The following is a 22,305-nucleotide window of genomic DNA, read 5'->3' as shown; positions in this document are numbered from 1 at the left end:
GCAGACCGGGCTACACTGTCGTCATGACGGCACAGTCCTGGCTCGGCCGGCTGCGCACATGGCTGATGGATGATGGCCGCGACGATGCGCTGCCGGCGCGCGTGCGCGACACGATCCACGCGCAGCAGGATCGCAGCGAAGTCCTCGTCAGCGTGGCGCAGTTCTTGGCGATCGCCTTCTTCGCCACCTTGTACGGGGCTGCGCCCATGGCCGAGGGCCAAGCGCAATCCGTGACCCTGGCGGTGACGGTCGACTTCCTCGCCGGCCTCTGGGGTATCGATGCCGGGCACGGCGCGCTGGCGTCGTTGCGCGGAGCCGCGGACCACGTCGACTTCGTGTTCGGTGTGCTCGGCATCTACGCCCTGGCCACATTGATGCGCTTGGTCCTGGCACTGCGCCGGCGGCTGGTGCCCTGGATGCTCTATGGCTCGGCCGTGATCGACATGACCTTGCTGATGGCCGTGATCTGGAGCTTCCACCTGAAATATGCCCAGTCCGCCGCCTTCTATCTGAAGGCGCCGACGTTCACGTATGTCTTCATCTTCATCGCGCTGCGCGCACTGCGTTTCGAGGCCCGCTACGTGTTGTTCGCCGGCGCCATGGGCGCGCTCGGCTGGGCGGTCCTGTTGTTGTTCGTGCTCAGCGGGCGCGGCGGTCCGGCCAACGTCACACACGACTACGTCGAGTACATGACGACCAACGCCACGCTGATCGGCGCCGAGGTCGACAAGATCGTCGCCGTGCTGCTGGTGACGTTGATCCTGGCGCTTGCCATTGCGCGGGCCCGCCGACTGCTGGTGCGGGCCACGGCCGAGCGTGCCGCGGCCCAGGATCTGTCGCGGTTCCTGGCCCCGGAGGTTGCCGACCGTATCCGGCACAGTGCCAGGCAGATCGCCGCCGGCGAGGGCGACCTGCGCGATGCCACCATACTCATGGCGGACCTGCGCGGCTTCACGCAGCTGTCGACGACGATGGACCCCGATTCGGTGATGAAGCTGCTGCAGGACTATCAAGGGCGGATCTGTCCTGCGATCCAGGCCAGCGGGGGCAGTATCGACAAGTTCCTTGGTGATGGCATTCTCTGTTCGTTCGGCGCGGCGCGGCCGACCGATACCTACGCCGCCGATGCCCTGCGCGCGGTCGACGCCGCCGCCGCCGCAATCGCGTTATGGAACGCCGAACGGGCGGCCCGCAATCAGCCGTCCATCCGCGTGGGCATGGCGCTGGCGTCGGGCCGTGTCGTTTTCGGTGCCGTGGGTGATGGCGATCGGCTGGAATACACCGTCATCGGCGATGCCGTGAACCTCGCCGCCAAACTGGAGAAGCACACCAAGGAAGAGAACGTGCGCGCCCTGTGCGACGCCGACACCTATGCGCGGGCGCTGAACCAGGGCTATGTCCCGTCGGGCCAGGGAGAACGCCGCACGGCGCGCATCGTCAGCGGCGTTGCCGGGGCGGTCGATCTTGTGGTGCTTGTACCGTGAACGCGTTTCGTTCCGCACTTGAAGCCTGAGCGGAGCGGGTGCCTTGATCTTGCCCGATTTACGGGCTGCCGATGGTCGATGACCCCATGTCCTTGCCCTTTGTGCGGCTACGCCTTATGTAATGAGGGACGGCTCGGGGCCGGCTCGTTCCGGGGGTTCCCGTGGGCAATATCGACATCATCCTGATCGCATTGGTGGCAGTCTTCCTAGTGTTGAGGCTGCGCTCTGTCCTGGGACGCCGGACCGGCAATGAACGGCCGCCGACGCAGCAGCAGGATCCCTTTGCGCCGCCGCCATCGGCGCCACCGCCCTTCCCGACCAGTGAGCCGCGTCGTGACGGCGGTAACGTCGTCACGATGCCGCGGCAGCCGGATCGCCCGGCGCCGACCACCGGCGGTGCGCCGGTTACCGTGTCGGCGGCAGCGACGGCCGGCATCGGCCTCATTCGCAGCGCCGATGCGACCTTCGAACCGATCGGGTTTGGTACGGGCGCGCGCGGCGCGTTCGAGATGATTGTCGGCGCGTTCGCCAAGGGCGACGTCGCCACGCTGCGTACGTTGCTGGACGATGCCACGTTCGGCAGCTTCGAGTCGGCGATTCGCGATCGTCAGGCCAAGCAGCAGACGCTTGAAACCAACCTGGTCGGCTTCCTGTCGACGGAGATCGTCAACGCCGAGATGGAAGGGTCGCGGGCCCTGGTCACGGTGCGGTTTGTCAGTGAGCAGGTCAACGTGACCCGCAACGTCGATGGTCTGCCGGTCGACGGCAATCCGAACACCGTCGAACGGGTGACCGATTTGTGGACGTTCGCGCGCGATACGCGCTCCAACGACCCCAACTGGCTATTGGTGCGTACGGCGTCCGAGTAGTCATTGGTGATTGCGGCCCTCGTCCGAGAGGTCGCGCCAAGCGTCGCCATCAGGGGCGGTCCGCCCCGACATCGCCACGATCCCAGTTTCCCATTCGGCCCGTGTGGGGCGGGTTGTGTGCCGTGCTGTTTGCATTAGGATCAGGTCGATGAACAAGAAAAAGACGGTCGAGGGAGCAGGGGCCCGCCGGTGGGGGTACGCTGCGCAGGTTCTCATCGTTGCCGCGCTGGCTTTGGCCGGCTGCGCCGGCGGTGGCGCCAGCGAGTCGCCGCGCCGCCAGGCACTGATGGTCGCCAAGTTCGATGATCTGCCGAGCTGGCAGCAGGATACCCAGGTTGAAACCATCGCTGCCCTGCGCCGCTCCTGCCCGCGTCTGGCAAACGGTGACGGCACTCGCATCCAGACCGGCGCCGGCGAACTGCACACGACGGCGGAGCAATGGCGCAAAGTGTGCACGGCCGCCGAAGCGGTTGGCCGCGACAATCGTGCTGCCCGTGTGTTCTTCGAACGCTATTTCGATGTGCTGGCCGTGGGCAGCGACGGGCGGTTCACCGGCTACTACGAGCCCGAGATCAAGGGCAGCCGCGTGCCCAGCCGGCGCTTCACGATCCCTGTCTATCGGCGACCACCTGATCTGCAGAACGACAGGGCGTACCTGACGCGCGCTGAGATCGAAAACGGCGCCTTGCGTGGCAAGGGGCTGGAAATCGCCTATGTCGAGGACACGATCGGCTTGTTCGAAATGCATGTTCAGGGCTCGGGCCGTATTGCGCTCGCCGAGGGTGGCGTGATGCGACTGGGTTTCGACGGCACCAACAGCCGGCCCTACACCGCGCTGGCCAAGGTGCTGATCGATGACGGTTCGCTGAAAGCGGACGAGGCCACGTGGCCCGGCATCCGCACCTGGCTGCAGAAGAACCCGACGAAGGCGCGTGAGACGATGCGCCGGAACGAACGCTACGTCTTCTTCAAGGATACCGGCGGTGCCGGCGCCGTGGGCGCGCAGGGTGTGGCGCTGACATCGGGGCGGTCGATGGCCGTCGATCCTGCCTTCGTGCCGTACGGGCTGCCGGTCTACATCGATACCAGCCGCCCGGCGCCGAACAAGCCTGGTGAAACCCTGCCCTTCCGCCGGCTGATGGTCGCGCAGGATACGGGCGCGGCCATCAAGGGGCCTGTGCGTGGCGATGTCTTCTTCGGCGCCGGCTCGGCTGCCGCCGACACCGCGGGCCGCATGAACAGCACCGGCCGCTGGTGGATCCTGGTGCCGAAAAGAAGCTGAGGCGCCGTATTTCGTCCGGAAGCTCTAGCCGGAGCACAAAGGCGTTTCAGACCGCCTCTTCAGGCCGCGCTTTGCCGGCATGATGCTGGCCAAGCGAACATGCGGACGCGCGACATGCCCGCGGCATTGTCCGGTGCGCCTGCATCCCGTATGACCCTTTCATGACCCGTCCGCCGACATCCGCTGCAGCACCGTCCGACCGGCCGCCAGGCCGCGGATTGACGGTCGGCCTGTTCGTCACCTGCCTGGTCGACATGTTCCGGCCGTCGGTCGGTTTCGCTGCCGTGAAACTGCTGGAAGACGCCGGTTGTCGGGTGGCAGTGCCCGACGTGCAAACCTGCTGCGGGCAGCCGGCCTACAACAGCGGGGACAGGCGCGATGCGCGCGCCGTGGCAGCGCAAGTGATCGCCGCCTTCGACGACTTCGACCACGTCGTCGTACCCTCGGGCTCGTGCGGCGGCATGATCGCGCATCACTATCCGGCCCTGTTCGACGATGATCCGGCGATGCGCCGCCGTGCCGAAACGCTGGCCGGCAAGACGCATGAGTTGATGGCGTTCCTGGTCGACGTGCTGGGGGTGCAGCGCGTGGCCGCACGCTATGACGCCAATGTCACCTACCACGACTCGTGCTCGGGCCTGCGCGAGCTGGGCGTGAAGGCGCAGCCGCGCACGCTGCTGGCGTCCGTTGCCGGGCTCAAGCTGGTCGAGATGGCCAATCCGGAAGTCTGTTGCGGCTTCGGCGGCACGTTCTGCGTCAAGTATCCCGACATTTCCAACGCGATGCTGAACGACAAGATCGCCGATATCGGCGCGACGGGAGCGGGTACGCTGCTGGCAGGCGACCTCGGTTGTCTGATGAACATGGCGGGCAAGCTGCAGCGCGACGGCAAGCCGGTCCAGGTTCGCCACACCGCCGAGGTGCTGGCCGGCATGGGTGACATCGCCGGCATCGGCGAACCTGAAGCGGCATAGGACGACAGCGAGCACAGCCATGCAGTCCACCGCCCATGCCTTCAAGGACAATGTCGAGCACGCGCTGGTCGACGACAACCTTCAGCAATCGCTGGCCCTGCTCAAGGTCGGCTTCTCCGAGCGTCGACGCCAGGCGGTCGAACGATTGCCCGAGTTCGAGGCGCTGCGCGATCGCGCCCGTGACATCAAGAACCATGCGCTCGCCCATCTCGACTTCTATCTCGAGACGTTCGAAGCCAAGGTCCTGGCGCTCGGCGGCCATGTGCACTGGGCGCCGACGGCCGAGGACGCGCGCCACATCATCCTCGACATCTGCCGCGAGGCGGGCGCGCGTACGGTAGCCAAGTCGAAGTCGATGATCGCCGAGGAAATCGCGCTCAACAACCATCTGGAAGCCGCCGGCATCGAACCTGTCGAGACCGATCTCGGCGAATACATCATCCAGCTGCGCCGCGAACCGCCCAGCCACATCATTGCGCCGGCAGTGCATCTGACCAAGGACCAGGTCGCCGACACGTTCCTGGAGCATCACCGCAAGCTCGGCTTCGACAAGCGCCTGAGCGAGCGGGGTGATCTGGTCGCCGAAGCGCGCCAGGTGCTGCGCCGGCGCTTCCAGGAAGCCGACGTCGGAATCACGGGTGCCAATTTCCTGGTCGCCGAGACCGGCAGCTCGATGCTGGTCACCAACGAAGGCAACGCCGATCTCTCCAACACGCTGCCGCGCGTTCATATCGTGCTCGCCAGCATCGAGAAAGTGATCCCGACCCTGGAGGATGCCGCCACGCTGTTGCGCGTGCTGGCGCGGTCGGCGACCGGCCAGGAATGGTCGAGCTATACCACGTTCAACACCGGCCCGCGGCGGCCCGGCGATCCCGACGGTCCGGCGCAATACCATGTCGTGCTGCTCGACAATGGTCGCAGCGGCGTGCTGGGCACGCAGATGCAGGACATGTTGCGCTGCATCCGCTGCGGCGCCTGCATGAACCACTGCCCGGTCTACGGCGCCGTCGGTGGCCATGCTTATGGCTGGGTCTATCCCGGGCCGATCGGCGCCGTGCTGACGCCGCAGCTGATCGGCGTCGAGGAAGCCGGCAACCTGCCCAACGCCTCGACCTTCTGCGGGCGCTGCGAAAGCGTCTGCCCCGTGCGCATTCCCTTGCCCAAGCTGATGCGGCATTGGCGCGAGCGCGAGTTCGAGCGTCACCTGACGCCGGCGTCGATCCGCCAGGGCCTGGCGATGTGGGCCTTCCTGGCGTGTCGGCCGGCGCTCTATCGCCGTGTGACGGGGATTGCCAACCGCGTGCTGGCGTTGTTCGGCCGCGTCGCCGGCCGCTACGGCTGGCTGCCGCTGGCCGGAGGCTGGACGCGCTATCGCGATTTTCCGGCGCCGCAACGCGGTGGCACGTTTCACGCGCAGTGGCGCGCGCGGGGCGGCGCCCGGCGATGAGCGCCCGCGACCAGGTGCTGGGCGCCATCCGCCGGTCGTTGAAGCGCGGCGCGTTGTCGGGCGAGGCGCGGGCGGCCGTCGAGGCCCACCTGCGCGAGCATCCCGTCAACATCGTGCCGGCCCGCACCGCGGGTACGCACGAGGATCGCGTGCGGTTGCTCGAGCAGTGGGCTGCCTTCAATCATGCAACGACAGCGCGCGTCGTGGCGGCCGACGTGCCCGGCGCGGTGAGCGACTACCTGGCGTCGAACAATTTGCCGGCCCGTGTCGTCATGGCGCCCGATCCGGCGCTCGATCACTATGACTGGAACAGCCGGCCAATGCTGGAGCGGCGTCGCGGTTTGCCCGAAGACGCCGATCGCGTCACCGTCACCGGCGCGCTGGCAGGTGTCGCCGAAACCGGCACCTTGGTATTTGCATCCGGACCCGAACATCCCACGTCACTCAACCTGCTGCCGGAAACCCACGTCGTCGTCCTGCGCGAAGCCGATGTGGTGGGGCCGCTGGAAGAGGTATTCACGCGCCTGCGGGCACGCTACGGTGAGGGCGTGATGCCGCGCACCGTCAATACCGTGACCGGACCGTCGCGCACCGGCGACGTGGAACAGCAGCTCGAACTGGGCGCGCATGGCCCGCGACGCCTGCATATCCTGATCGTGCGCGACTGAGCGCGGGGCGCGGCGAGATGGATCAGCCGGCGCAGATCAAAGTGGTGGGTACCAGCGCCGCGCGAGAGGTCGATGAACTGCTCGACACCGTCGCCGGCAACCGCCGGACGGGTCCGCTCTCGGTGCTGCAGGTCGGCGCCCGCATCGCGCCGGTCAATAAGGCGGAACGTAATTGGCGTCATCTGGTCGACACCAAGTACGGCAAGCGGGCCCGCTTCGTCGGGTTGGATATCGAAGCCGGCGACAACGTCGATCTGGTGTTCGACATCTGTGCCGATGCGGCGGCCTTGGACAAGGCGCTGGGCCGGACGCGCTTTGACTTGATCGTGTGCGAGCACGTGTTGGAGCATGTGCGGGCGCCATGGCAGGCGGCGGCGACGATACAGACACTCCTGGCGCCCGGCGGTCACGTGCTGGTGGCCGTGCCATGGGTTCATGCGCATCACGCGCGGCCCGACGACTACTGGCGCATGTCCTTCGCCGGCATCGCGCTGCTGTTCGAGGCACTGGACGTGGTCGGCCTTTTCTACACAGGCACGGGCGCCGGTCTCGACGTTGCCTATCGCGTGACGCGAGGAGACGCGCTGGAGCTGTCACCCGCGATGGGCGCCGTCGAACAGGGCCTGTTCCAACTGACGCTCGACCATGCCGAAAACAAGGACCTGCTGGAGCGCCAGCCTGGCCAGCGCCTGCCGCTGTCGCGAGCCTACATGCCGGCGATGCTGGTCAATGTCGTGGCGCGCAAGCCCCGGCAATCCGCCTCTTGACCTCGGCCATCGGATCGTCGATCCAACCAGTATGTTCGTTGGCTTCCTGCTGCGTCTCGTGCGTGCGCCCAAACTGACCGTCTGCCTGATCGTGGCGGCGGTGGCATTGACACCGGTGCTGGCGGCGGCGCAGGCGCCGAACCAGCCGTCACGGCCCCGCGCGGCCCCGGCCCCCAAAGGCGGTAAGCCGGCGCCGAAGCCGCCGGCGGCGCCCGCCGCGCCCAAGGCGACCACCGTGGTCACCGAAGGCAATTTCCCGCCGTTCAACATGGTCGATGCGCAGGGCAAGCCGGCGGGCTTCGAGGTCGAACTCGCCCAGGCGATCTGCCAGCGCGCCAAGATCGAATGCAAGATCGTGGTTGCGAAGTGGGACGAGATCATCCCCGGTCTGCTCGACAAGCGCTACGACATCGCCATGGCATCGCTTCAGATCACATCGGAGCGGCGCAAGCATGTTGCCTTCAGCCGCCGCTACTATACGCCGCCGGCGGCCTTCGTGACGGCCAAGGAAGCGGCCGTGCCCGATGGCGCGCCGGTCCTGATGCGCGGCAAGACAGTGGGTACCCAGCGGGCCACCACCTTCGCCGACTATCTGGATCGCACGTTCCGCAAGACCATCAAATTGCGCCAGTTCCCGACCGCGGAGGAGGCACGACGCGAACTGGTGGCCGGCAAGGTTGACGCCGTACTGGGCGACAAGGTCTCGTTGTGGAAGTGGCTGGGCTCGCCCGAGGGCGCGTGTTGCGCCTTCTTCGGCCAGGACATCAAGGACACGCGCACGTTGGGTGAGGGCGTCGCCGCCGGCTTCCGCAAGGACGACCCGAAATTGCGCGAGACCTTCAACAAGGCACTGGCCGAGTTGCTGGCCGACGGCACCCACAAGAAGATCGCCGACCGCTATTTTCCGTTCGCGATCTACTAAAACCCGCGCTCCCAGGCGCAATGCGCTCGGACCACAGTCGCGTGCAGCTATCGCATGCTCATCCGCCGACCTTGCGATAGGCGAACATTGCGGTGTCGTAGGGGAAGGCAACTTCCTGCGTTCGGGCGAGTTCGGGCGTTGCCGCAATGAGAGCCCGTACGCGCCGCGCCACGTCGGCCTTGCCGTCGGACGGCAAGGCGGCGATGAAGCTGACCGACAGTGTACGATCGACAATCACCTGCTCGGGCGTGCCCACATGAGTGTTGCGGGCGTGTTGCTCGCCGAGGAACGACAGCCCGTCCGTGACCAGGGCGCGGCGCCACTGACCGGTGCGGTAGCGCGGTGCGCCGCCTTCGAGCGGATCGGTGAGCGCCGACAGGGCCGCCACCCACGGCACCGTCTCGTCGCGGACGTTCCAGATCAGGCCCAGCACGCCGCTGGGCGCCAGCACGCGGCGGATTTCGGCGACAGCTTCGGTCGTGGCGAACCAGTGAAATGACTGGGCGCAGACGACGGCATCGAGTGCGGCATCGGGCAAAGGAATGGCGCTTGCGGTGCCGGCCAGGGCCTGTACGTCGGGGTTCTCCTGCGCGATGCGCGTGCGCATCTGGTCGACCGGCTCCACCGCGAGTACCCGGGCGCCGGTGCGGCGCAGATAGGGCAGGAACTTGCCGGTGCCGGCGCCGAGATCCAGTACCGTCTTGCCGTGACCCAGCCCCACGGTTTCGCGCAGCCAGGTGTCGCATTGCGGCGGATAGTCCGGCCGTCCGGTGACATAGGTTTGGGCCGCCGTTGCATAGCCCGTCGAAGCAGCTTTGTGGATGGAGGACATGGCGCACATGTAGTCAATGGCGCCGCGGGCGGGAAGAGATCAATCACCCAGAAGATTGCCGGTGCGGTCGGGCAATGGCTCGGCCCCCGCGATCTTGGCGACGCGATCGCCGGGCCGCACCAGGCCGGGACTCGACCGGGCAAACAGGACGCCGGCGACACGCGTGCGCAGTGCGACGTCGCTGCCCTGATGCGCCGGCGATATGAGGGTGCCGAGAGTATCACCCACTGCCACCCGATGGCCGGGAGCGACCGCGGGCACCCACAGGCCGCCATGCGGCGCTTTGACGACATCGACGCCGTCCAGGGGCGTGGGTTCGCAGAGCGCGGCGGGCGCTGGCGGCGCTGTGCCTGCGATGATGCCACGGCTCTGCAGCCAATCGAACAGCGCGCCGGCATCGCGCGCCGCGGTGCTGTCGTCGATGTCGGTCTTGCCGCGCAATTCGATTGTGGCCGCGAGGCAGCCGTCGGACGGAATCGGCTTGTCGGGATAGGCCTCGGCCAGATGCCGCCACGGGCGGCTCAGGCACTCGTCGAAGGGCACATCACCCGAGTCGGCGGCGGTGAGCACGGCGGTGGCACCCAGGCGTGCCGCAAGGTCATGGAGCGCCGACGCCTGTTGCGGCACGACGTACAGGTGCAGGGCCGCCTGGTCGTCGCAGTGAAGATCGAGCGCAATGTCGGCGTCGATGGCGTGACGCTGCAATGTCAGCTTCAGCACCTCGCTTTCATCCAGTGCACGGCGCCGCTCCAGCAGGTGAGCGGCAGCGCTGCGGATGAGCGCGACGTTGTCGTTCGCGTCGCCGGTCAGGCGATCCTTGACGGCATCCGCCAGCGGCGCCCGCAGCTCGAGGAAAGCGCGATTGAAGTTGCCGGCGCCGTCCAGCGCATAGCGACCGACAAGATAGCCGCCGACATGTTGGGCCAGCCCGATCGGGTTGGCGAACGGCACGACGGCGATCTCGCCGGCGATCCTGCCGTCCCGGTCGGCGCGCGCCAGGCGTTCCGTCAGATGGCGCAGCACCAGGATGCCGGGCAGTTCGTCGGCATGCAGGGCGGCCTGCAGCCAGACCTTGGGCCGCGCACCCGGTGCGCCGAAACGGTGCACGACAAGGTGCCGCTCGGTTCCCGGTGTCGGTGACGGCAGCGCGATGCGTTCGGTGTGGGCCATGGGTGTCGGACGGCGTCAGGGTTTGCGGGCCGTCAACACCGTGAACATACCGGCCACCATGGTGCGATCGATATCGCGAAAGCCGGCGCCCTGCAGCAGGTCTTCCTGAACCTCGCGTGTCGGCACGACGTTGCCCCATGTCAGCTCATTGTAAGCGGTCTGAACCGAGAAGGTGTATTCCGGGCGCCGCAGATCGGCGTGCGTGGATGGGTAGGTTTCGTCGAGGATGAAGAAGAGGCCGCCGGGTTTGAGGGCGCGGAATGTCTGCGCCATCGCGCCGTTGCGGTGTTCCAGCGGAATTTCGTGCAGCACCTCGAACATGGTCGCGACGTCGAAGGCATTCTCCTCCTGCGCGGTCTCGCCACCGATGTGCGCCACCGTGATGCGATCGGCAAGACCGGTGCCGGCGATGTGCGTGCGTGCGGCCGCTATTCCGTGCGCATCGACGTCGACGCCGTGGCAACGGACGTTGGGCCATGCCTGGACGATGCGCATCATCAGGCCGCCGGCGCCGCAGCCGACATCCAGTAGGCGGCAGCCGGCCTCGAGACTTGCGCGCACGCCCGGGACGGCGGGCAGTATCCGTCGTGCGACGAATGTCTGCAGGCCGCCGGTGGTAGCCGCGATCAGATCGGAAAAATCGCGACCATGCTGTTGGAAGGTGAAAACACCGCCGTCGCGATACAGACGCGCGTGGTCGGCAAGGTCGGGCCCGCCGTAGCGCTGCATCACAGTCACGTAGGCACCGATATGGCGCGGGTCGCTGGCCGTCACCAGGATCTCGCGCATGAAGGGTGCCAGCCGGAACGTCTCCGGCCCCTCGGCGTCCAGCAGCTCATAGGCGCACGCCGTGCGGCACCATGTGGTGACGTACGGCGCATGCAGTCCCAGCGCCACGGCAATCTCGGCCGCGCTGGCGGCGCCGCGCTGGTCGATGGCGGCAAACAGGCCGGCGTCGATGCCTGTTCCCATCAGATGGGTCGCATGAAAGCCCTTGATGTAAGACCACACCAGAGCGGACTGCTGCTCGGCGGTCCGCTCTGCCGGTGCTGCGACAGATGAAGGCGGCGCGACCATGGAGACCTCGTGCGATGCCGGCGACCATGGCACCGTAGGCGGCTCGTGGACGGCGTCAAGCGTCGCGAATGCCTGGATCGGGGCGCTGAACAAGTACCGATCTCACCGGATCCGGAATGAAATGATACCGACTTCAGCACGATTTACTTGGCGACATTCCGGATGACCGGTTCATTTGTGGATTGATTTGTCGCCGTGGTCGAGAACGATAGATTCGTTCATTTGTTGACGCACAGTAATGGTGAGTACTAGCTAAATAATGTCGAGATTGAGGCTCGACGTTCGCGAGGGATTTGATCATGCGAGTTCGAGGAATTCTACGGGCTACAGCCCTTGCTGCGCTCCTTGCGCTCGCAGGCGGCTGTAACGGCAATGATGTGTCTTTGACGACGAGCGGCAGCAAGAACGAGCCGCCGCCGAACAATCCGCCACCCAACAACCCGCCGCCGAACAACACAGGCTTCGCCTTGTTGCCGACGGTCGCCAACACGGCGGGCGGCCTGACGCAGGGTATCGTCAAGATGACGGGCGATTCGCTGTCGATCCTGGGTGGCACGGTCACGACGCTCGGCCAGGCCTTGCCGCAGCCGGTCGGCGGCTCGGTGATCGTTCTGGGCGTCGCCGTCGATCGCACCGGCAAGGGCGTGTCGGGCTTGGGCGACAACCTCGCCGGCATGTTCACCCGCGTCGGTACCCTGAGCATCAATCCGCTGCTGGGAACCGGCGGTCTGCTGACCCCGATCCTGACCAGCGTCGGCCAGGTCCTGGCGCCGGCGATCGGTGTTGCGGGCGTCACGGGCCCGGTCACCGGTCCGCTGCTGGTGCAGGTTGCCAATGTCGTCAATTCGCAGTCGCTGCTGTCGGCGCTGCAGCCCGTGCTCAATCCGGTCCTGGCGCCGTTGTTGAGCACGAACGTCACGGCCAACCACTTGCCGATCCTGGCCGGCCTCAATGCCGGATCCACACCGCTGCTGGGCAATATCCTGGGCGGTCTGCTCGGCGGCGGTTCCGGCAACAACGGCGGCCTGCTGAATGGCGTGCTGGGTGGCGGCGGCGGTAACGGTGGCCTGCTGAACGGCGTGCTGGGCGGCGGGTCCGGCAGCAATGGCGGCTTGCTGAATGGCGTCCTGGGCGGCGGCAGCAGCGGCGGTGGGTTGCTGAACGGCGTGCTGGGTGGCGGCGGCCAGGGTAACGGCGGTCTGCTGAACGGCGTACTGGGCGGTGGGTCCGGCGGCGGCGGCCTGCTCAACGGCGTCCTCGGCGGCGGCAATGCCAGCAGTGGCCAGGGCAACAACAGCAACGGTGGGCTGCTCGGTGGCTTGCTGGGCGGTGGCTCGGGCAGCGGCAACAACGGCGGCCTGCTGGGCGGCCTCCTGCGCTAGCCCACGCCCCGTCGCGGGAGAGGCCGCCAGTCGCGACCTCTCCCGATCTCTCAAGGGGGCCGATGGCCTCCAGTAGAAGCGTCAGGTCCGAGAGCTTCCATGAGGCTCTCGGACTTTTCCGTTGGGGAGAGTGATCTGGGTTAAGTCTCGCCGCGTACGTCGGTCAGCAGACCAGCGAAACGGCATTTGTTGCTCAGGGGAGGGTTTGTCGCGCTTCTGGATTCATTCCAATCCCACCGGATCCGGATGGAATTCGAACCGTAAGCGGAACAACCATAGGTACGTGTACCTCCGGGAATGATTTCAATGGCGGCAGGAATTGCTGCCAAAAGTGAAAACGAAAGTTTCCGGGTGTCGTTGACGCACTGAGTGAGTGAAGATTACTTTGAAATATCGGGAAGTAAGCCCGATTTTTCACAAAGGAATTTAATATGCACGCTCGAGAGATATTGCGGGCGGCGGCACTTGGGGCAGCACTTGTTGCACTCGCCGTCGGTTGTACCGACAAAGACAAAAGTATAACCACTACTTCAACCGGCAAAGATGGAAGTAATGGCGGCAATGGTGGTGGCAACGGCGCCGGTGGTAATGGGGCAAATGGTGGCGCCGGTGGTAATGGTGGCAATGGCGGTAATGGTGGAAACGGCGGAACGGGTGGCCCCGGCGGGATCGGTGGCACCGGGCTTGTCCTGCTGCCGACTATTACGGGCACGGCCGGTGGTCTGACGCAGGGCGTCGTCAAGCTGACCGGCGATACGCTGTCCGTCCTGGGCGGCACCGTAGCCGGCCTGGGCGCCGGCCTGCCGTCTCCACTCGGTGGTTCGGTTGTCGTTCTGGGTACCGCGGTTGATCGTACCGGTACGGCCGTCAGCGGCCTGGGCGACTCGCTGGCGGCAACGTTCCAGCGCGTCGGCACCCTCAGCATCAACCCGCTGCTGGGCACCGGTGGTCTGCTGACGCCGGTCCTCGCCAGCACGGGCCAGATCCTGTCGCCGACGATCGGCGTCAACGGTCTGACCGGCCCGCTGACCGGCCCGGTGTTGGCGCAGGTCTCCAGCCTGGTGAATACGCCAGCGCTGCAGCCCCTCTTGGGTGGCGTGCTCAACCCGGTGCTGCAGCCACTGCTGAGCACGGCCGGCACCCCCAACAACCTGCCCCTGCTGCAGCAACTGGGTAGCGTGACCGGCAACACGCTGAACGTCGGTGCCAATCCGGTTCTGACGGGCGTGCTCGGCGGCCTGCTGGGCGGCGGTTCGGGTGGCGGTGCCAATGGCGGCTTGCTGGGTGGCGTTCTCGGCGGCGGTGGTACCAGCGGCGCAGGTGGCGGCCTTCTGGGCGGCATCCTCGGCGGTGGTGGCACCAGCGGCGGTACGAGCGGCGCCGGCGGTGGTCTTCTGGGCGGCGTCCTCGGTGGCGGCGGTACCAGTGGTGGCACCAGCGGCGGCGTCCTGGGCGGCATCCTCGGCGGTGGCGGCACCAGCGGCGGCACGAGTGGTGGCACGAGCGGCGGCGGTATCCTCGGCGGCGTGCTGGGTGGCGTCACGGGCGGCGGCACCAGCGGTGGCACGACCGGCGGTACCTCCGGCGGTGGTGGCGGCATCCTCGGTGGTGTTCTGGGTGGCGTTACTGGTGGCACCAGCGGTGGCAACACGAGCGGCGGCAACGGCGGCTTGCTCGGCGGCATCCTGGGTGGTGGCTCGGGCAGCACGTCGGGCGGCAACTCGGGTGGCGGCCTCTTGGGTGGCATCCTCGGTGGCGGTCGTCGCTAGACGGCAAATGACAGCAACGGTTGGTCCAAATAGGACCAACCGTTAGGTCCAAGACGGACGCTGTTTGCAACTCCCTCGTGCCCGCTCAGGGCACCATCAGTAGGCTTGATCTGGGGGCTTGAGTATCCGGTCCTTGGGTCACCGCATCCTCAACGCGATGCGCAAAAGTCGAAGCTGAAAAATGTTGGGATCGAAGTTTTCGGAATACTTGTTCCGGCTGTCTTTGGGGGTCGTCCTCATGTATCCGTCGGTTTCCTGGAGCCAAGGCACCGTGCTCGATCCTTCGAGGGTCGGTCGCGAGATCCAGGGCGTCGATCCGACAACACCGCGGCGGGACGTGGCTGTCCCCAAGACCCGCCCCGGCTTCACCATTGATCCGGCGATCGCCGGCCGCTCCATCACGGTGCGCAAGGTGGTCCTGGAAGGCGTCACCGGCTTCCAGGCTGCCGACCTGCAGGACCTGTTCTCCGGCGTGGTCAACAAGACCGTGACGCTCGGCGACCTGGGCCAGGCCATCGACAGCATCTCGCGCAAGTATGAAGAGGCCGGATACGTTTTCTACAACGTGCTCCTGCCCAACCAGGACTTCGCTGACGGTACTGTTCGCATCGTCGTCGTCGAGGGCTACATCTCGACCATCGAATTCGCCGGACCGCAAGCCAGCGCCGGAGTCACCGGCAGGATCGGCGGTATCCTGGGCAATCTGCGCGACAAGCGGCCGGTCCGTCGCTCCGCGCTGGAGCGCTATCTGCTGATCGCCAACGAGATTCCCGGCGTCAAGATCGACGCCGACGTGCAGCCGGACGGCAGCGGCAAGCTCGGCGCGCTGAAGCTGATCGTGCAGCCGAAGATCACCTACCTGCAGGGCATCGGCCAGATCGACAACTATCAGAACGTGCCCGGCAACGGCCTGAACTTCCGGCTGGGTGCGATCGCCAACTCCGTGTTGGGATGGGGCGAATCCACCGAGGCGCGCTGGCTGTTCGCCACGCCGTGGAAAACCCTGCACCTGTTCGACTTCCGTCATTCCGAGCCGATCACCGACGAAGGTGACCGCTTCGATGCCATCGTTCAGTATGTACAGCAGCGGCCCAAGACGGTTTTCAACGGCACCCGCATCGATTTCCGGGGCGAATCGTTCTACGCCCGCATCCAGTATCGCTACCCCGTCATTCGCGCCGTTGCCGAGAACATGACGGCGTTCGCGGCGCTCGACTATGTCAACGTGAACTACAAGATCGAAGGGTTCCATCTGCCTGGCGACTCGCTGCGGGTGGCGCGCGTCGGCGTCGTCTACGCCACCAAGGATTCGCTGGACGGCATCTTGAACGCCACGGCGCAGGCTAGCATCGGCCTGGATGTCTTCGATGCCCGGGCCAAGGGCAGGTTGAAAGCGAATGCCGGCTTCCAGAAATTCACGCTCAACGTCGAGCGCACGCAGCCGCTGTTCGGCAATCCCGATTTCAACCTGGTGACGAAAGCCACCGGCCAGGTCGCGACCGGGACCGTTCCCAACGCCGAGGTGTTCGGCTTCGGTGGCCGCGACTATGGCCGGCCCTTTACCACTCTCGAAACCGTCGGCGATCACGGCTTCGCCGTCTCTGGCGAGATCCGCTGGCGGGCGCCGATCGATTTCATACCGCGCGAGTGGCTGGACCATTACTTCTACGCCTTCGCCGACTATGGGCGCTTGTGGGTCAGCAGCCGCGTGAACAAGCCGTTCTTCAACCAGGGCGCATCGGCGGGCGGCGGCATCCGCATCAAGATTTTCGACAGGTTCAGCGGCGAGATCGAGGCTGCCAAGCCACTGGCCGGACGCGTCAGCAACCAGGGCGGCAGTCAGCGCAACTGGGAAGTGTTTGTACGTTTGGGGGCATCTTTTTAATCGGTTTTTGAGCATTGGGGAGATTTTACCGTGAGGCATACTTTAATCGCGATTGGTCTGGCCTCCGCCATGCTGTTCGGCGTGCCAGCACAAGCCGGCTTCAACGAAGGGATGACGGCATACAAGGCGGGCAACTACGCCGTGGCCTACAAGGAGTTCGACTCCGCTGCGCGCGAGGGCGACAAGTTCGCCCAGGTGATGGCGGCGACCATGTGCCTTGAAGGCTCGGGCGTGGCGCGTGACGTCAAGCAGGCGGCCTACTGGTTCGAAAAGGCGGCCAATGCCGGTCACAGCTACGCCCAGTACGCCATCGGCATGCTCTACATGGCCGGTGACGGTGTGTCGAAGGACACCCGCAAAGGTCTGGTGTGGCTCAAGGCCAGCGCCGATCAGGGCTCGTTCTTTGCTCAGACGACACTGGGCGATGCGTATGCCAACGGCATCGGCGTGACGCCGGACAAGGGGCGCGCGCTCGATTTCTATCGTCAGGCCGCCAATCAGAACTATGCCGTGGCTCAGCTGAAGCTCGCTTCGGCCCACTACCTGGGCGACGGGCTGCCGAAGGATCCGGTCGAAGCCTACAAGTGGACCTTCCTGAGCTCCAGCCAGCTCGATGGTGCCCGCTCGCTGCTGGCCAAGCTCCGCCAGGAACTCACGCCGGCCCAGGTTGCCGAGGGTGAGCGCGCGGCGCGGGCGTGGCAGTCGCAGTCGGCGCAGCGCTGAGACGGGAAACGCTGAGAATGGAAGCATCGGCCATGCCGGAAACTGAGCCAGCCCTGACAGCGACAGCAGGCGGCAACGCGCCGCGACGGCCAGCGTACCCGTCGGTCCGTGGTGATCTGCGCAAGGGGCCGCAGACACCGCCCAGCGTGTTGATCGTCGACGACGAGGCGGATCTGCTTGAGGAGATGGCCACGACGCTGAGCGAGGAGGGCTTTGCGGTTCTGCGCGCGCCCAGCGGCACGGCAGCGCTCAGGCTCTTCGGCGCCAATCCGGAGATCGGCGTGGTCGTGACCGACGTTCGGATGCCTGAACTGGATGGACTGCAGCTCATCGAACGGCTGTTGGCCGAACTGCAGCCCGATGCGGCCAAGCCGCAGATCATCGTGCTGACGGGTCACGGCACGATGGATACGGCGATCCGTGCGCTGCGTTTGCACGCCAGCGATTTCCTGAGCAAGCCGGTGACACGTGCCGACCTCGTGGGGACCGTGCGCCGGGCGATGGACCGCTGCATGGGCGCGCGCGAACAGAGCTCCGAGCAAGCCGACATCCGCAAGCGCTACTCCGAACTGCAGAACACGTTGTCGCGCATCAACGCGACGCTCAATCGCTTGCTGGTCGGCGAAGCCAACGTGGAACCCGTGGCGACCGAAGGCGCGCCGGGGACGCAGGCATCGGACGCGCGGCCGCCGGAGAGACCCGACCGGATCCGTTCCATGCTGCGCGAGCACCGTGTTCGTGCGCGGATTTTCCGCAGCAGCGTTCTGCTCGACCCCAGCTGGGACATGCTGCTCGAACTGATGCTGGCGCATATTGAAAACAAGCAGACCTATCTCACCAGCCTCTGCGTGGTCTCGGGCTTGCCGACCACGACGGCGTTGCGGCGGGTCGAGCAATTGATTGCCTCGGGACTGGTGCGGCGCGAGGACGATCCGGTTGATCGTCGGCGTGTGATCGTGAGCCTGACGGACAGTGGCATCGAGCGTCTTTCGGCCTACCTGGAGCAGGTGGAACGCGACGGCGCCAAGATGAACCGCGCTTAGCGTTGAAGACATCCCGTGCCGTTATCGTCATCGACTGCACAGCGTCATGAAACCACCGTGTGGGAAGGGTGGATCCGCAAGCGCCTGGCATCGCCCATCGATGCTGCGATCGCGGCGGGCCTTCTGGCGGCCTTCATCGACTGGTTCGTGCCGTCCGCCGGCGAGTTTCGCATCCTGCTCGGCCTGTCGCTGGTCTATCTCGTCTTCCTGGTCCACGGACACCGCTTCGCGCTGGTGAGCGCGTTGTGTCTGTCGGCAAGCTGGATCCTGACCGGCAACCCGCCGGTATTGGCCGCCATTCCCCTCGCCGCGGTCGGCGGTGTCTGGCTGCTGCGGCGCTGGGGGTGGGGCCTGCCGCCGGCGGCCGGCGCTTTCTGGCTGCTGCTCGGGTTGCCGGCGCTGTGGGGCATCTTTGCCGGCCTGCTCGATCTGCCGCCGCGCGTGGCGGCCTATGTAGCGCTCAACTACGCCCTCAACGGCATCGCCTGCGCGGCCCTGGCGGCGTTGGCCGAACGCCTGTTGCCCAGCCACGGGCGCACCACCACCCAGCTCACGGTGCAGGAAACCGTCCGCGCTTTTCTGCTGCCGCTGACCATCATCCCGGTGGTCGTGCTCGTGGCGCTGGACGCCGCGCAGAGCCATAGCCGCTATATCGCGGAAGCCGAACGGACCACCCAGCTCATGGCCGCACGCACCGGCAATGTCGTGCGCGGATGGTGGGACGGCATGCGCACGACGCTGCGGCATGCGGGTCAGATCAGCCTGGAGGAGTACCTCGGTTACCGTGGTCTGCCGCGTCCCGGTTTGGCGCTGTTGAATGCCCACGCCGATGCGTTGGCACAGTGGCAGCTGTCCGAGGTGCTGTTGGTGATGGCCTCCGGTCGGGTCGTCGATCGCTGGCCGCCGGCCAACGGCGGCACCGATATCGATCAGCGCGGCTGGCCGCGCGGCCCGTTCACGGCACCGGTGATTCTGGCGACACCATCGTCCAGCGGTGGCGCGACCCGCATCACAACCCTGGTGCCGATCGCCAACGCCGGCGAATATCTCGGTCTTGTTGCCGGTACGGTGTGGTCGACGGCGATCGGTGATCTGCTGCGCTCGACGCCGCTTGAGCACGGCACCGCGCTGGAAGTCCGTACCCGCAACGGCGAGACTCTCGAAGCGGTCGGTACACCCGGCCTGCAGCAGACGTCGGGCAGTGCATTGGCGGGGAACGGCTCTTTTGCGCGGCCGTGGTCGTCACGCGTTTTTGTTGCAGATGTAACAATCGATTCAACCTTGCCGTGGACCCTGCGGCTGGCCCAGATTCCCGTCGCCCTGCAGGCCCAGGCGCTGGACCAGGGTCTGCGGGCGCTCCTGGCGGGGGCGGCGATCTGCGTGCTGGGTGGCATTGCCGCCTCGATGTTGGGCTGGGGCCTGACGCGGTCGTTGACCGGCGTGGCGGACTCGGTATCGCGGTCGATGGCCGAGATCGGCGCGCCACCGCCGCCGACCCGCATCACGGAACTCGACCGGATGTCGCACCAGTTCCTGGAGGCCGGTGCCGCGCTGCGCGCTCAGACTCACGATGCGCGCACGCGCCAGGAACGCGCCGAGCGGCTGGTCCGCCAGGCGCCCATTGTCCTCTTCACCTTGCGGCTGGCGGCGGACCTGCAGTGGTCGTTGGCATCGCACAACCAGACCCTGGAGCAGCAGTTCGGTCACCCGCCGGGTTCGATCACCACGCGCCAGGCGTGGGAAGCGATCATCGATCCCACGACGGCGCTGAGTGCGGCGGAGTTGCAGGTGCTGGTCGCGACCGGCGGGCTGCTGGCCGAGCGGCGCGTGCGCTGCGGCGATGGCAGCTGGCGCTGGGTCTACGAGCAGCTGGCGCTGGTGAAGGAGGCGGCGGGGCACAGCCGCGAGGTGATCGGCGTCTGGCTCGACATCCATGAGCGTCGCGAGGCCGAGCTGCGGCTGCTGCAGTCGTCCAAGCTCGTCACCCTAGGGGAGATGGCCACCGGCATGGCGCATGAGCTGAACCAGCCGCTCAACGCCATCAGCCTGGCCGCCGAAAACCTGCAGCACCGCTTGCAGCGGACCGATCTGCCCGAGGACGCACGTGACTACCTGCATGCCCGGGCCGAGCGGATCGCGGCCCAGGCCGTGCGGGCAGCGCGCATCATCGACCATATGCGGGTGTTCGGCCGCGGTCCGTCGGGCGACGGCGAGGCCTTCGACATCCGTGATGCCGTCGCCGGCGCCCTGGTGATCTGCGGCCACCGCATGCGGGCCGATGGCATCGTGGTTCGCCAGACATTCGATGACGGGCCGCTGGAGGCGTTCGGCTATCGGCCGTCGCTGGAGCAGGTTTTCGTCAACGTGCTGCTCAATGCACGCGATGCGCTGCTGGCGCGCCACCCGTCATCGATCGACATCGATCAGCCGCCGCCCTCGCGATGGGTTGAAATCACGGCGCGCCGGCAAGACGACTCCGGCCTGGAGATCGCCATCGCCGATAACGGCGGCGGTATCGACGCCCAGGCGTTGTCGCGTGTGTTCGAGCCGTTCTTCACGACGAAAACACCGGGTCAGGGCATGGGCCTGGGACTTTCCATCGCGTTTGGAATCGTGCGCGACATGGGCGGATCGATCGCCGCCCGCAACAGCGACGCCGGAGCCATCTTCACGATCCTGCTGCCGGGCAGAAACGACTAGTGCGGACGCCATCCTGTAATAGGATGGAACACGGTCACCGCCCGCGTTTCGGGATAATTCTGGACGTGACGTGCGATCCGGCGGGAACGCGGGGCGGGGATCCGGCGTTGACACACTCAGGACACGATTGAACCTGAGCGTTTCCATGCCGAGAATTGGCAACCGAGGAGGACCCTGATGAGGTCAGTCTGGTCAGTCCCGATGGCGCTTGCGCTGGCGATCGCCACCGCAGGCGTGGTTCAGGCACAGCAGCCCTATCCGTCGCAGTTTGCCAATCAGTGGATGAACTCATGCGTGAGTTCATGCCAGTCCAACGCCTTGTACAAAGATCGCCAGGGTGTTTGTGCGCCTTACTGCACCTGCATCGTGCAGGAGGTCCAGGCGAGCGTTCCGCTGGAAGTCGCGATGCAGGCCGAGAAGGACTTGGCGAACAAGAACAACAATTCAGAAGCCGTCCAGCGGGTGAACAAGGTCACGCATCAGTGCCAGGCGCGCTTCGCGCCGCAGCAGGCACCGACCAGGCAGAGCAAGACCCGCTGACGCGTCTCAGTATTTCACGGCGCTGCGCGCATTGGGCGCAGCGTACTCGAGCAGCCGCCCGGCTTTGACCTCCATGGTGTCGCGCCGCCGCAGGTGGCGTGCTTGCGCCGCTGTAATCAGCGGATAGTGGCGGCTGTCGTCGACCCATTCAGCGACATCGAAGCAATTGTCGTCGCGGCCCACCCATAGGTTTGGGGCGAGCCGGCGCAGGTCGTAGGGCCGCGAATAGGTCCGCAGTGTCTTGCGGTCCTTCAGTACGTACTCGTGAAAATAGGTCAGTGCCAGTTCGCGCAGCGAGCGATGGATCGGGTCGCGCCAGCGCAGCCAGACATGGTTGCTCTTCGAAATGGCGCCCCAGGCACCGCCGCGGCGAAAGACTGCCACAACATGGTCGTCGTCGGTGGCGTCGGCCTGCAGATCCATCAGCAGCGGCGGCTCGCCCGCCAGCCACAAGGCACAGGCGGCCACGAAAGCGCCCTCCAGGCAATGGGCATGGCCTTGCCGCAGGGTTTCGCGCACGGATAGGGCTGTGTCGCCCTTCAGTTCGAAGTTTGTCGGCAGCGCCGTGACAAAATCCTGGATCCGCTCCGGTGTGCGCAGGCCCCTGAGGGTTCTGTACTGGGCGGGAGAGAGGCCAAGCCGTTCGGCCGTGGGTGGTCGGACACGCATGCCGTCATCCTGCGTTGGATCGGGGCCGCGGCTCAATGGCACAACAGCTGGTGGTGCATAAAGACAAACGGCGCCCCTGGGGGCGCCGTTGTCGTTGTTTTC

19 protein-coding genes are annotated in these 22,305 nt (G+C 66.3%); 15 read left to right on the top strand and 4 right to left on the bottom strand.

Annotated elements, in window-relative coordinates; genetic code table 11:
* Window positions 1-23: 23 nt before the first annotated feature.
* The 8 genes from FQU96_RS30485 (at window position 24) to FQU96_RS30450 (ending at window position 8,413) form a co-directional block, all read left to right on the top strand.
* Complete coding sequence (locus FQU96_RS30485; RefSeq protein WP_218574941.1) at window positions 24-1,484, top strand: adenylate/guanylate cyclase domain-containing protein; 1,461 nt, start codon at window positions 24-26, stop codon at window positions 1,482-1,484.
* A 161-nt stretch (window positions 1,485-1,645) separates the two neighbouring features.
* Window positions 1,646-2,353 carry a Tim44/TimA family putative adaptor protein gene (locus FQU96_RS30480; RefSeq protein ID WP_146545151.1) on the top strand — a complete coding sequence of 236 codons (708 nt, stop codon included), beginning with the start codon at window positions 1,646-1,648 and terminating at the stop codon, window positions 2,351-2,353.
* 148 nt (window positions 2,354-2,501) lie between these two features.
* Window positions 2,502-3,635: a murein transglycosylase A gene (locus FQU96_RS30475; protein ID WP_146545150.1), complete on the top strand. Its 1,134-nt coding sequence runs from the start codon at window positions 2,502-2,504 to the stop codon at window positions 3,633-3,635.
* A gap of 161 nt (window positions 3,636-3,796) precedes the next feature.
* Window positions 3,797-4,609, top strand: a complete 813-nt coding sequence (locus FQU96_RS30470) for a (Fe-S)-binding protein (RefSeq protein WP_146545149.1) — start codon at window positions 3,797-3,799, stop codon at window positions 4,607-4,609.
* Window positions 4,610-4,628: 19 nt separating this feature from the next.
* Entirely contained in the window at window positions 4,629-6,056 is a 1,428-nt protein-coding gene (locus FQU96_RS30465; protein WP_146545148.1) for a LutB/LldF family L-lactate oxidation iron-sulfur protein, read from the top strand.
* Window positions 6,053-6,724 (top strand): LUD domain-containing protein, encoded by a 672-nt coding sequence (locus FQU96_RS30460; RefSeq protein ID WP_146545147.1) that lies wholly within the window; start codon window positions 6,053-6,055, stop codon window positions 6,722-6,724. Before FQU96_RS30465 ends, FQU96_RS30460 begins: the two co-directional genes overlap by 4 nt.
* 17 nt (window positions 6,725-6,741) lie before the next feature.
* Window positions 6,742-7,491, top strand: a complete 750-nt coding sequence (locus tag FQU96_RS30455; protein ID WP_146545146.1) for a methyltransferase domain-containing protein — start codon at window positions 6,742-6,744, stop codon at window positions 7,489-7,491.
* Window positions 7,492-7,522: 31 nt separating this feature from the next.
* Window positions 7,523-8,413 carry a transporter substrate-binding domain-containing protein gene (locus tag FQU96_RS30450; RefSeq protein ID WP_178130798.1) on the top strand — a complete coding sequence of 297 codons (891 nt, stop codon included), beginning with the start codon at window positions 7,523-7,525 and terminating at the stop codon, window positions 8,411-8,413.
* A gap of 58 nt (window positions 8,414-8,471) precedes the next feature.
* On the opposite strand, the gene FQU96_RS30445 is transcribed toward FQU96_RS30450, so the two are convergent.
* From FQU96_RS30445 to FQU96_RS30435, 3 genes are read right to left on the bottom strand one after another with little or no spacing between them, the layout of a single operon-like run.
* Window positions 8,472-9,245, bottom strand: coding sequence for a class I SAM-dependent methyltransferase (locus FQU96_RS30445; protein WP_146545144.1), 774 nt, complete (start codon window positions 9,243-9,245; stop codon window positions 8,472-8,474).
* A gap of 39 nt (window positions 9,246-9,284) precedes the next feature.
* The gene (locus FQU96_RS30440) at window positions 9,285-10,415 is read right to left on the bottom strand and encodes a succinylglutamate desuccinylase/aspartoacylase family protein (protein WP_146545143.1); all 1,131 of its coding nucleotides are present in this window, start codon (window positions 10,413-10,415) and stop codon (window positions 9,285-9,287) included.
* A 15-nt stretch (window positions 10,416-10,430) separates the two neighbouring features.
* Window positions 10,431-11,492 carry a cyclopropane-fatty-acyl-phospholipid synthase family protein gene (locus FQU96_RS30435; RefSeq protein WP_146545142.1) on the bottom strand — a complete coding sequence of 354 codons (1,062 nt, stop codon included), beginning with the start codon at window positions 11,490-11,492 and terminating at the stop codon, window positions 10,431-10,433.
* Window positions 11,493-11,875: 383 nt separating this feature from the next.
* Here FQU96_RS30435 and FQU96_RS30430 point away from each other — a divergent pair, with 383 nt between their 5' ends.
* The 7 genes from FQU96_RS30430 to FQU96_RS30400 all read left to right on the top strand — a co-directional run bounded on the left by FQU96_RS30430 (window position 11,876) and on the right by FQU96_RS30400 (window position 21,534).
* Window positions 11,876-12,874, top strand: coding sequence for a hypothetical protein (locus FQU96_RS30430; RefSeq protein WP_218574939.1), 999 nt, complete (start codon window positions 11,876-11,878; stop codon window positions 12,872-12,874).
* Between the two features lie 431 nt (window positions 12,875-13,305).
* On the top strand, window positions 13,306-14,643 hold the full coding sequence (locus FQU96_RS30425; RefSeq protein ID WP_146545140.1) for a hypothetical protein: 1,338 nt from the start codon (window positions 13,306-13,308) through the stop codon (window positions 14,641-14,643).
* A gap of 271 nt (window positions 14,644-14,914) precedes the next feature.
* Window positions 14,915-16,528, top strand: a complete 1,614-nt coding sequence (locus FQU96_RS30420) for a ShlB/FhaC/HecB family hemolysin secretion/activation protein (protein WP_178130797.1) — start codon at window positions 14,915-14,917, stop codon at window positions 16,526-16,528.
* A 30-nt stretch (window positions 16,529-16,558) separates the two neighbouring features.
* The gene (locus FQU96_RS30415) at window positions 16,559-17,251 is read left to right on the top strand and encodes a tetratricopeptide repeat protein (protein ID WP_146545138.1); all 693 of its coding nucleotides are present in this window, start codon (window positions 16,559-16,561) and stop codon (window positions 17,249-17,251) included.
* A gap of 32 nt (window positions 17,252-17,283) precedes the next feature.
* Window positions 17,284-18,294, top strand: a complete 1,011-nt coding sequence (locus FQU96_RS30410) for a response regulator (RefSeq protein ID WP_178130796.1) — start codon at window positions 17,284-17,286, stop codon at window positions 18,292-18,294.
* A 57-nt stretch (window positions 18,295-18,351) separates the two neighbouring features.
* Window positions 18,352-20,994, top strand: a complete 2,643-nt coding sequence (locus tag FQU96_RS30405) for an ATP-binding protein (protein WP_146545136.1) — start codon at window positions 18,352-18,354, stop codon at window positions 20,992-20,994.
* 201 nt (window positions 20,995-21,195) lie between these two features.
* Window positions 21,196-21,534, top strand: a complete 339-nt coding sequence (locus FQU96_RS30400; RefSeq protein ID WP_146545135.1) for a hypothetical protein — start codon at window positions 21,196-21,198, stop codon at window positions 21,532-21,534.
* Window positions 21,535-21,540: 6 nt separating this feature from the next.
* Here FQU96_RS30400 and FQU96_RS30395 read toward each other — a convergent pair whose 3' ends face one another.
* The gene (locus FQU96_RS30395) at window positions 21,541-22,203 is read right to left on the bottom strand and encodes a hypothetical protein (protein ID WP_178130795.1); all 663 of its coding nucleotides are present in this window, start codon (window positions 22,201-22,203) and stop codon (window positions 21,541-21,543) included.
* Window positions 22,204-22,305 lie beyond the last annotated feature (102 nt).

Origin of the sequence: Reyranella sp. CPCC 100927 (assembly GCF_007859315.1) — a bacterium.
In the GTDB taxonomy this organism is placed as follows: Bacteria; Pseudomonadota; Alphaproteobacteria; order Reyranellales; family Reyranellaceae; genus Vineibacter.
This window is presented reverse-complemented; position numbering and strand designations above follow the sequence as displayed.

Coding starts and splice junctions, on each gene's coding strand:
- FQU96_RS30485 (WP_218574941.1), top strand. CDS start 24: ATGACGGCACAGTCCTGGCTCGGCCGGCTGCGCACATGGCTGATGGAT.
- FQU96_RS30475 (WP_146545150.1), top strand. CDS start 2,502: ATGAACAAGAAAAAGACGGTCGAGGGAGCAGGGGCCCGCCGGTGGGGG.
- FQU96_RS30470 (WP_146545149.1), top strand. CDS start 3,797: ATGACCCGTCCGCCGACATCCGCTGCAGCACCGTCCGACCGGCCGCCA.
- FQU96_RS30465 (WP_146545148.1), top strand. CDS start 4,629: ATGCAGTCCACCGCCCATGCCTTCAAGGACAATGTCGAGCACGCGCTG.
- FQU96_RS30460 (WP_146545147.1), top strand. CDS start 6,053: ATGAGCGCCCGCGACCAGGTGCTGGGCGCCATCCGCCGGTCGTTGAAG.
- FQU96_RS30455 (WP_146545146.1), top strand. CDS start 6,742: ATGGATCAGCCGGCGCAGATCAAAGTGGTGGGTACCAGCGCCGCGCGA.
- FQU96_RS30450 (WP_178130798.1), top strand. CDS start 7,523: ATGTTCGTTGGCTTCCTGCTGCGTCTCGTGCGTGCGCCCAAACTGACC.
- FQU96_RS30445 (WP_146545144.1), bottom strand. CDS start 9,245: ATGTCCTCCATCCACAAAGCTGCTTCGACGGGCTATGCAACGGCGGCC.
- FQU96_RS30440 (WP_146545143.1), bottom strand. CDS start 10,415: ATGGCCCACACCGAACGCATCGCGCTGCCGTCACCGACACCGGGAACC.
- FQU96_RS30435 (WP_146545142.1), bottom strand. CDS start 11,492: ATGGTCGCGCCGCCTTCATCTGTCGCAGCACCGGCAGAGCGGACCGCC.
- FQU96_RS30425 (WP_146545140.1), top strand. CDS start 13,306: ATGCACGCTCGAGAGATATTGCGGGCGGCGGCACTTGGGGCAGCACTT.
- FQU96_RS30410 (WP_178130796.1), top strand. CDS start 17,284: ATGCCGGAAACTGAGCCAGCCCTGACAGCGACAGCAGGCGGCAACGCG.
- FQU96_RS30400 (WP_146545135.1), top strand. CDS start 21,196: ATGGCGCTTGCGCTGGCGATCGCCACCGCAGGCGTGGTTCAGGCACAG.
- FQU96_RS30395 (WP_178130795.1), bottom strand. CDS start 22,203: ATGCGTGTCCGACCACCCACGGCCGAACGGCTTGGCCTCTCTCCCGCC.